This window comes from Paenibacillus alginolyticus DSM 5050 = NBRC 15375 (assembly GCF_000422905.1).
Lineage (GTDB): Bacteria > Bacillota > Bacilli > Paenibacillales > NBRC-103111 > Paenibacillus_E > Paenibacillus_E alginolyticus.
In genome coordinates this window covers 1-8,127 of sequence record NZ_AUGY01000173.1, presented here as the reverse complement: position 1 = coordinate 8,127, position 8,127 = coordinate 1, and the positions used below count along the sequence as shown (strand labels likewise).

Genomic DNA, 8,127 nt, shown 5'->3' with positions numbered 1-8,127 from the left:
GCATTATGATCGGGCACAGGTTGGGGATTATATAAAGCGTCATTTGACGTATGCTGGGGCTGAGAATGAGATCTTCTCGGATGGAGCGATTGAGGATATTTATCGGTTTTCTAGCGGCTCAGCTAGACTCGTCAATAAAGTTTGTACACACAGTTTAATCTACGGCGCCCAGAATGGGCATCGCATCATCGACGATCATATGGTCAAACGCGTCATCCAGGGAGAATGTTCTTGATTCTCCCTTTTTTTAAACCATCGACTGGACAGCTTGTCCGTCAGGTTTAGGACAGCATACGCCGTCAATTGGCGGACAGTATGGTTTAGCAGTAACATTCCTACCCTCGCTTTTAATCACTCCATAACCAGCAGCCCAAATACGAAAAACTATTGTCATTATATCTATTTTGAATTGTTTCTTTTTAAACTCATTCTTAATATCTAACTTAAAAAACGACTCGTAATGCTGCTCAATCTTATCTTCCATCCATTTAAAGTTATAAATCTTTTCTAAGGGAAGCGAGAAAAATCTAAACGATAATGCATCATCCAACGACCAAATAACGCGCTGGTACAATAATAAAAAATTCACATAACGTCGTTCATAGATATTTAGTGATTTGTAATAAGTTAGATCTGTAAATTTATTTAGTTGTATTTCTGTAAGATGCTCAATTCTATCCCAAGAGTCAGAACAAATTTCTTTCCACTCAATATCCGTAAAGTGCCTATCCACTCCTACTTCACAGTGAGAATTTTGAATATATCCAACTATGGCTGTTGAATTCATTAGTTAACTTCCTTAAATGTGATTTTATTAATCTTCTCTAATACCATTTCGTCTATCTTTTTCTCCGTAAGTCCAAGTTCAGTTAACCTCTTAATAATTAAAGAAATTGTTCTCATTTGACCGGCTGCTATGGAGTTCTTAGACGTATAATTAGTGCTGTGCTTAATCATTGCCCTCATGTTAATTATTTGTTTAATCAGAACCTCTATTGCATCATTTATTTCCTCGCGGCGCATAAGAAAATTTTGACAACCCCAGCATTTATACCAATTATCACATGATTCTTGGCTCAAACAAAAACCCATTTCCACTCTCTTTCCATATCTAAGGAGGAACTCATCCAGCCCCATCTCCGTACTGAGAGCTTTCATCATATCCTCTAATGGGGTGTCATCAGACGTGAGTAACTGCAACAATCTTACATAAAATTTACCACTCACTTCACTTTGCTCATATTTTAAAAGTACACGATGAAGCAAAGCTTTTCTTGAAACTCTGCTTTTTAAATACAACCTTGTCATTTCTTCGTCTCTATGTCCTGCAGCAACGCGAACGGCCTCGAGACTGCCTGTTTTCATTGCAATATGAGTTAATAAAAATGTTCTGTAACCATGAGCACTTATTCTCTCAGAACTCTCATCCTCATTTAATACCTTTAATTTAACCTTATCTAAAAAACGCCGAACAGCATACTCTGAGAGTATCCATGGTGGTTGATTTAACTGGAACAAGTGTACAAATTCTCTATTGTATTTTTCATTCCATATTGGTTTTAGTTGGAGTAGGTCCGCTCGTTTCTGTAATTCATTAATTGCTTCATAGCCTATCGGATCAAGAATGGGGAATTGCCCATATTTATTACCTGCCTTATCTTCATCTTGTGAATATAATCCAAAAGCTTCAGGGTGGTTTGGTAACGGTTTCAAAGCATATTTGCTTTCTAGATTCATTACAAAACTAAATCTTGGAGGTGCACTAGCAACTATCATCCAAAACCATCTGCATAATGCTTCGCTTTCATTTTCAGGAACATAATTATAAATACTTTCCACCATTTTTTTTGCAATTTCATCGGATGAAGGAGCAAGTCCTTCACTATTTATATATTCCCTTGACGCTTTCTTTGATAAATACGCCCAGTCCTCATCTGGAAAATTCAATTGAGTTGGGAAAAATGCAGGTAATGCCCCGACTCCCCATTCAAAAAATCTTCTTAAAAGAGTTACTTTACCTAATTGAGAATTTGTGCCGCCTTCTTTTTTAGGCCCCTGCTTAAATTTAATGGTCAATTTCTTAAAATCACTTATTGTAAATAATGTGCAGTCATTTTTCTTCTCTTTATTAAGATACTCAAATAATTCACTAATAACTTGACTCATTCTAATTATGTAATCTGCATGGGCATCAGCGACAAGCAAATAATTATTATATTTCGATACAACATCTGCCCAAATTGGATTAACATGAGATAAGAGTTTTTCCCAATTCGTTTGTCTTTTTTGGGGCTTTATCAGAACATTTGTGTAGCCCAATTTAATACGCAGGTCCTGTAATAACTTTGGATTATAACGGTCTTGAACAGGACTAATATTTTTTGCATATTGACTATCATCATCAGTAAAACTAATTAGTGGCATCCTCTTAAGAATGGTATGCATTCCTAAGAATTTTCTAAATCCGGAACGTTTAAAAGTGCCATTTGAAGAAATCATCTGATCTTCCTCGTCTGATACTAGACCAAAATATTTGGACCATTTATAGTGTAACTGTGATGAAGTAGCATCTGATTGGAAGTAATTTAGCATCATTTCATGATCAATTTCATCTTTATGTTGTAGATAAATATTCAAATACCATGGTATTATATAGTGCATTTCAGTGAATTTCCCTTCTCTATAACCCCCTTTATTATCTAGTAATGCCTCCATCCATTGTCTTCCATCTTTAAAGTCTATATGGAGACTTTCTACAATCGCTTTAAGGTCCTTCCAATTTTTTATTATATAGTCCCTTCGACTTTCTATAATCCCTTCCACGTGGAATGCTTCCATGTACATAACCGAAAACTTCTCCCATTCAATCCATTGATAACTCATTTATGCACTTTCCTTTATTGTTTTGTTGGTTTGAAGGTAACAAAGATATCTTCAACTGTTCCGTCACTTTCTGAACTATTACTACTAGGAATCCAGTGAGAATAAGTTGTACGTGTCGTTTCCGTACTAATATGTCCTAACCATCTACTCACATCATCAATTTGAATATTCAGTTTTTTTAACAGATATGTAGCATAGAAATGTCTAAACGTATGGGGACTGTACTCAGAAAGATCTATCTTCTTCTCTCGAATTAGTTGCCTATTAATGTTTTCATATTTCTTCGCTATAGATTTCCCTGTTATTGGGCTTCCCTGATTTTTTCTATTTCTAGATACAAATAAAAATCCATGATCAACTTCTATGTTTCGCATTAATATTTGACGCTCTCTTAATGCTTCATAAAGTAAGTTCAGGAAACCTTCTTGAGAAAATAGCCATGGAACTTCCCTATATTCCCCGTCCTTTTTATGCCCTGCTCTAAAATCTGGATTATCCCTATCCATTATCTTGCAGAGCCAGAACCCTTTGTTATCTTTTTCGTAAAAGTCTATATCGCCCTTTATACCTTGTTTTATTAGCCTCTTAGCCTTATGGTAATCCATCCTTAGTAAATTGTTTGGAAGGGAAGTAGGATCTATCCATATACCTGCTGCTTCACTTGCCCGTGGACCTAAGAAACGCAAAACATTAAAAAGAAATTTATCCTGATAACTGCTTGCAGTATCTATAAATTGATCTGTTTGTTCAAGTGTGAATATCGAATCGACCTTCAAACTTTTCAAACTGTAATATTGAGTTTTAACTCCTACGTCTTTAGTTATCGATGAGATATCAATCGTTGCAACTTGTTTACCTCCAGTTATACTCGAAATAAAACCTCTTAACTTTTTACTCGCATGTGGCAATTCGTTAACTTGAAGCGAAGCATAATCCGATGACTTTTTCTTCAGGAATAGAAGATACTTCACAGTAGTACGCACCATCTTATTTATACTCGTACTTGAGTAACTACTAATCTCAGAACGTTGTAGCTTACCGAATTCATCCCTTTGAATACCAGTGACTTTCCCTTCTGATTCCCCCCAAGTATTTAAGGGAATTGCTTTTAGGGTTACCCACTCTAAAGCATCCTCTATTCCAACATCAGATCTAATTAACTGTAAATAGTCAGTAAACCCTTCTAACACAACTAACAAATCTGACTCTAATAATTGAATCTCCCAAACCAACATAAAGTCTAAGAATTTTTTTAAATCATTCGCTTCATTTCGTACTGTATTAATTGCCTTACCACTGCTTTTCCTTGATATAAGAAATGATGTAGCTTCATGAACCGTAGTATGATCAGGTCTTGAGATGGAGACAATATTCTTATCTGGAAGAAAACTAGCATAATGTAATCCTTCCAATCGTTTCTCTGTATATATCCTCGCAAAACTTTCTAGCCTTATTTTATTGTCCATTATGTTTACCAATTTAAGAAGTTGTTGATACCCCAAGCTATCCCACCTTATCCGACAATAAAATCCATTACTTCAATTCCCCAAATAAATTTAACTGTATTAATTATTAATCTTTTACCAGTATATTCATAGCGTTATCTGAATTCAATAGATTTGTGGGTGATAATTATTTACGCATTTTGGTTTGTCGGGGCCGATTGCGCTGCGCTGCAGTCAATTCGTTGTGAAAGAGCTCAACAAATCGGAGCGCAAAGAAGTACTGCTCACTGTGGATCTTTTCCCCGATCTAAGCTCTGACGAAGTTTACAACCAAAGCATGGCTCTCGCCAAAGCCGACGCCAAAAAAGCGATCAAAAACGTGCTTAAGCCTCTTTTATCCGATCGCCTAATCCCGATCATGCTCGAAAAGTCTGGCTTAGACGATCAGCTTACGTACGACAACATCCCGAAGCAAAAGTGGCTTGAGCTGTGCAAACTGATGAAAGCCTTCCCTGTTATCGTCAAAGGAACACTATCTATCGAGGAAGCCTTCGTCACAGGCGGCGGCGTTCAGCTTAAAGAAATCGATCCGAGTACCATGCAATCGAAGCTGGTGAACGGGCTTTATTTCTGCGGTGAGATTCTCGATATTCACGGGTATACTGGCGGTTATAACATTACCGCGGCATTTTCAACTGGGTATATGGCTGGCAAAAGCGCCGCTCAGCAGGTGTAAAAAATAAGGACCCGCATCCTAAGATGCAGGTCCTTCTATCTTTTTAGAGATATAGATTAAGCTGTAGCCAATTCGAGGTCCTCTTCTTCATCGCGATCAAATGCTGCACGATCGAATTCACCCTCGGACTCAGCCACGAGCAATGCTGTAACGGTTGTTCCTGTAGCATTAACCGCTGTACGACCCATGTCGATCAGTGCTTCAACACCAAGCACCAGACCCATACCTTCCAAAGGTAAGCCTAAAGCTGTAAGTACAACTGTTGTCGAAATCGCAGCTGGACCAGGAACGCCGGCCACACCAATGGAGGAAACCACACTAACCAAGATAAGAATAATATATTCGGAAATGCCCAGCGGAAGATTGTAAACCTTCGCTACGAAAATCGCCACAACCGCCGGCCACACCCCGCCGCAGCCGTTGAAGTTCATCGTTGCCCCGAGCGGTGCTACGAAGCTGGCAATACGCGGTGATACACGAAGACGCTTCGTGATGACTTCCAAATTAACAGGCAGCGTTGCATAACTGCTGCGTGTTGTGAATGCGACAGCAATCGTCGGATACGCCTTTTTGAAGAATTTGATTGGGTTTACTTTTGCCACGAAAAGAACCAAACCACCGAAAATCAATACGAAGTGAATGATCAAAGCTACATAGGAAGTTAGAATAATTTTAGCCAATGGAGCTAGTGTGTCCAAACCATATTTAGCAGCCATAGCTGCGATCAACGCGTACACCCCATAAGGTGTCAAACGAATAACATACTTAACTACTTGGTGGATCACAGTTGTTGCTGACGTAATAAACGATTTAACGGCTGCTACACTTTCCGGCTTTTTCGAGCCGACATGTACAATCGCTACAGCAACAAAAATCGCGAAGATCAGAACCGGTACAACCTTCCCAGTCGCCATATCGTTAATTGGATTGGAAGGTACCAAGTCCAGAATAACCTGTGAAAACGTAGGGATTTCTCTTGCTTTAAAATCTTTCGGCACAGCCTGTGCAATTCCGTTACCTGGATCAATCGCCAAAGCGACAACCAATCCGATCAGCGCCGCGATTCCAGTTGTTAGCAAGAACCAACCGATCGTTTTCAAACCCAGTTTACGAAGCTGACCCAGACTGGATAACGATGAAATACTGTTAATAACTAGAATAAGTACTAAAGGCATAACGAGCATTTTGATCAAATTGACATAGATCGTTCCGATCGTGCTCACACTTTTATATTGGAGCCCCAGTTGATTAAACACGACCCCTGCTACTAAACCAAGCCCTAAACCAATGAAAACTCGGCTACCAAAGCTAACCCTTTTTTTCGCCAAAAAGACGAGGACCCCGATAATGATAATGGATACGACTAAACTGACCCAGTTGGTTTGAAATGCGGTCACTAGGTTGTTGTTCATTAGAATCATCTCCTTAATTCCTACGATGTTACTCGGTTTTATGGGATAAGAATATGACAACAAACGGAAGCTGTCAATCACTAATTTTAAAAAAAAACGAAAAAGCCGAACTATCCCCCAGAAAAGTTGAGATTTAATACGGCTTTTAGACGATTAATTAAAATTTGGAAATGAAATTACATCGTATGTTGGTCATGCACAATGGCAACTAGATACCACTGAGTGCCTGAGCTTTCGTAAACAAGCCGCAGACTGGTCCAATCCATCCCCTGAAACTGCGCGTCTAGGCTGGGATAATGATATTCCACCGTAATCGCTGAAGTCGTGGGATAAACACTAAACACATTATTAATCATATTCCCTTTGCCGAGAATAATGTTATAACTGATTTGCGGAGCGGCTGCAAAATCTTCGTTATAAACGAATTTATCCCAATAGTTGGGAAAAGTCAGATCAATGGGGTCACCGGAACCATCGTAGTCACCCCAGTGTGTAGTGCTGGTATTTGCCCATAGGGCTGCAAGCCCGCTGCTTAGAACCTGGACATCACTCGACACATGAATATAGGAATAAGGTGAGAATTGTACACCTTTCTTCGGATGGATCAGCTCTGCGAGCTTTTTCAGATCCTTCTCTTTTAGCGCTTGGATCGTTTCTTTCGTTCGGTTTTCGATTGCTTTTTTCGCATCCGCTTCTTTGGCGTACGAAGTTGGACTTGGTTTGACACTAGGAGTAGGAGTAGTCGTTGTGCTTGGTACCTGTGCGGTAGAATTCGGAGTAATTGTTGGTGTCGGAGGGACCGCTGATGTCGATTGCGGGCTACTACTGTTGCTTGTGCCTGTGGCACCTTTTGTTTGCTCACCTACACATCCCGTCATCATACCCATTATTGCTGCCACCAAAACCAGCTCCACCATGCGTCCCATCCGACTCACTCCTCCACAAATTTACTTCCTTATCTCACCAGACGCTATAATAAGGGGTAAGGTTACGGATTCTGTGGTATCTACAATAAAAAGGCGTTTGCCTAGATCGTATTGAAAAAGTGAAATTGTAAGCTGAAATAATCGGCTTACTCTGTCCTTTGGCGATAGTTATTGCAAAGGTTGAATTGATGATACGACTAAGACATCGAATGTTTAAACACTCGATGCCTTAGCCGTGTGTTGTTGTACTTTATACAACAATAAGCAAGCTAAATCCACTTTATACATGCGAATGTTGCAGAAAATACAACAGTTTCAGCCAAAAGAGGCTCTATCGCCAATAAAAAGGATAAATTGTTGTACAACATACACTACCGATGCTAAAAAGCTGACATGATTAGAAGGGCTGTATGTCTAAATACAATTTGTTTAATATCTTGTATTTATTACCATTTCGTTTTTTGGGTACAAGCCAAAAAAGTAAAGACTACAGAAAATGACGCGTTTTTACCATTAATTTACATTTTATTCTTGTGTCTCCGCTATTCTCTCACTATGATGCGCTGTGAACTTAGCCGTTCTTTTGTCTTGCTCGTCTTCTGTCGACCCTTTGAAGTTCTACTTGGCGGGCGAAAGACAGCATTTACAAAGTTAGACCAGCTATCATAGAAATAGATTCGCAATAACTTTAGCGTTGTCCAGGGACTTTTGGTGGTCTTCAATTC

At 39.1% G+C, this 8,127-nt stretch carries 5 protein-coding genes and 3 pseudogenes; 2 read left to right on the top strand and 6 right to left on the bottom strand.

Annotated elements, in window-relative coordinates; translation table 11 throughout:
* Window positions 1–235 (top strand): annotated as a pseudogene (locus tag G519_RS0137005) (AAA family ATPase); the annotation flags it as partial.
* A 12-nt stretch (window positions 236–247) separates the two neighbouring features.
* Here the strand turns inward: G519_RS0137005 and G519_RS0137000 are convergent.
* From G519_RS0137000 to G519_RS0136990, 3 genes are read right to left on the bottom strand one after another with little or no spacing between them, the layout of a single operon-like run.
* Window positions 248–787, bottom strand: coding sequence for a hypothetical protein (locus G519_RS0137000; RefSeq protein WP_029198845.1), 540 nt, complete (start codon window positions 785–787; stop codon window positions 248–250).
* A complete protein-coding gene (locus tag G519_RS0136995; RefSeq protein ID WP_029198844.1) occupies window positions 787–2,883 on the bottom strand; it encodes a site-specific integrase in 2,097 nt (698 codons plus the stop codon). The genes G519_RS0137000 and G519_RS0136995 overlap by 1 nt, the downstream gene beginning before the upstream one ends.
* Before the next feature lie 14 nt (window positions 2,884–2,897).
* Window positions 2,898–4,385, bottom strand: a complete 1,488-nt coding sequence (locus G519_RS0136990) for a tyrosine-type recombinase/integrase (RefSeq protein WP_029198843.1) — start codon at window positions 4,383–4,385, stop codon at window positions 2,898–2,900.
* A 130-nt stretch (window positions 4,386–4,515) separates the two neighbouring features.
* Here G519_RS0136990 and G519_RS46485 point away from each other — a divergent pair.
* Window positions 4,516–5,064, top strand: a pseudogene (locus G519_RS46485) (aminoacetone oxidase family FAD-binding enzyme); the annotation flags it as partial.
* A 56-nt stretch (window positions 5,065–5,120) separates the two neighbouring features.
* Here the strand turns inward: G519_RS46485 and G519_RS0136980 are convergent.
* The 3 genes and pseudogenes from G519_RS0136980 to G519_RS51835 form a co-directional block, all read right to left on the bottom strand.
* A complete protein-coding gene (locus G519_RS0136980) occupies window positions 5,121–6,476 on the bottom strand; it encodes a dicarboxylate/amino acid:cation symporter (protein WP_029198842.1) in 1,356 nt (451 codons plus the stop codon).
* Between the two features lie 176 nt (window positions 6,477–6,652).
* Entirely contained in the window at window positions 6,653–7,402 is a 750-nt protein-coding gene (locus G519_RS48250) for a hypothetical protein (protein ID WP_051254052.1), read from the bottom strand.
* Window positions 7,403–7,944: 542 nt separating this feature from the next.
* Window positions 7,945–8,127: pseudogene (locus G519_RS51835) on the bottom strand (hypothetical protein); the annotation flags it as partial.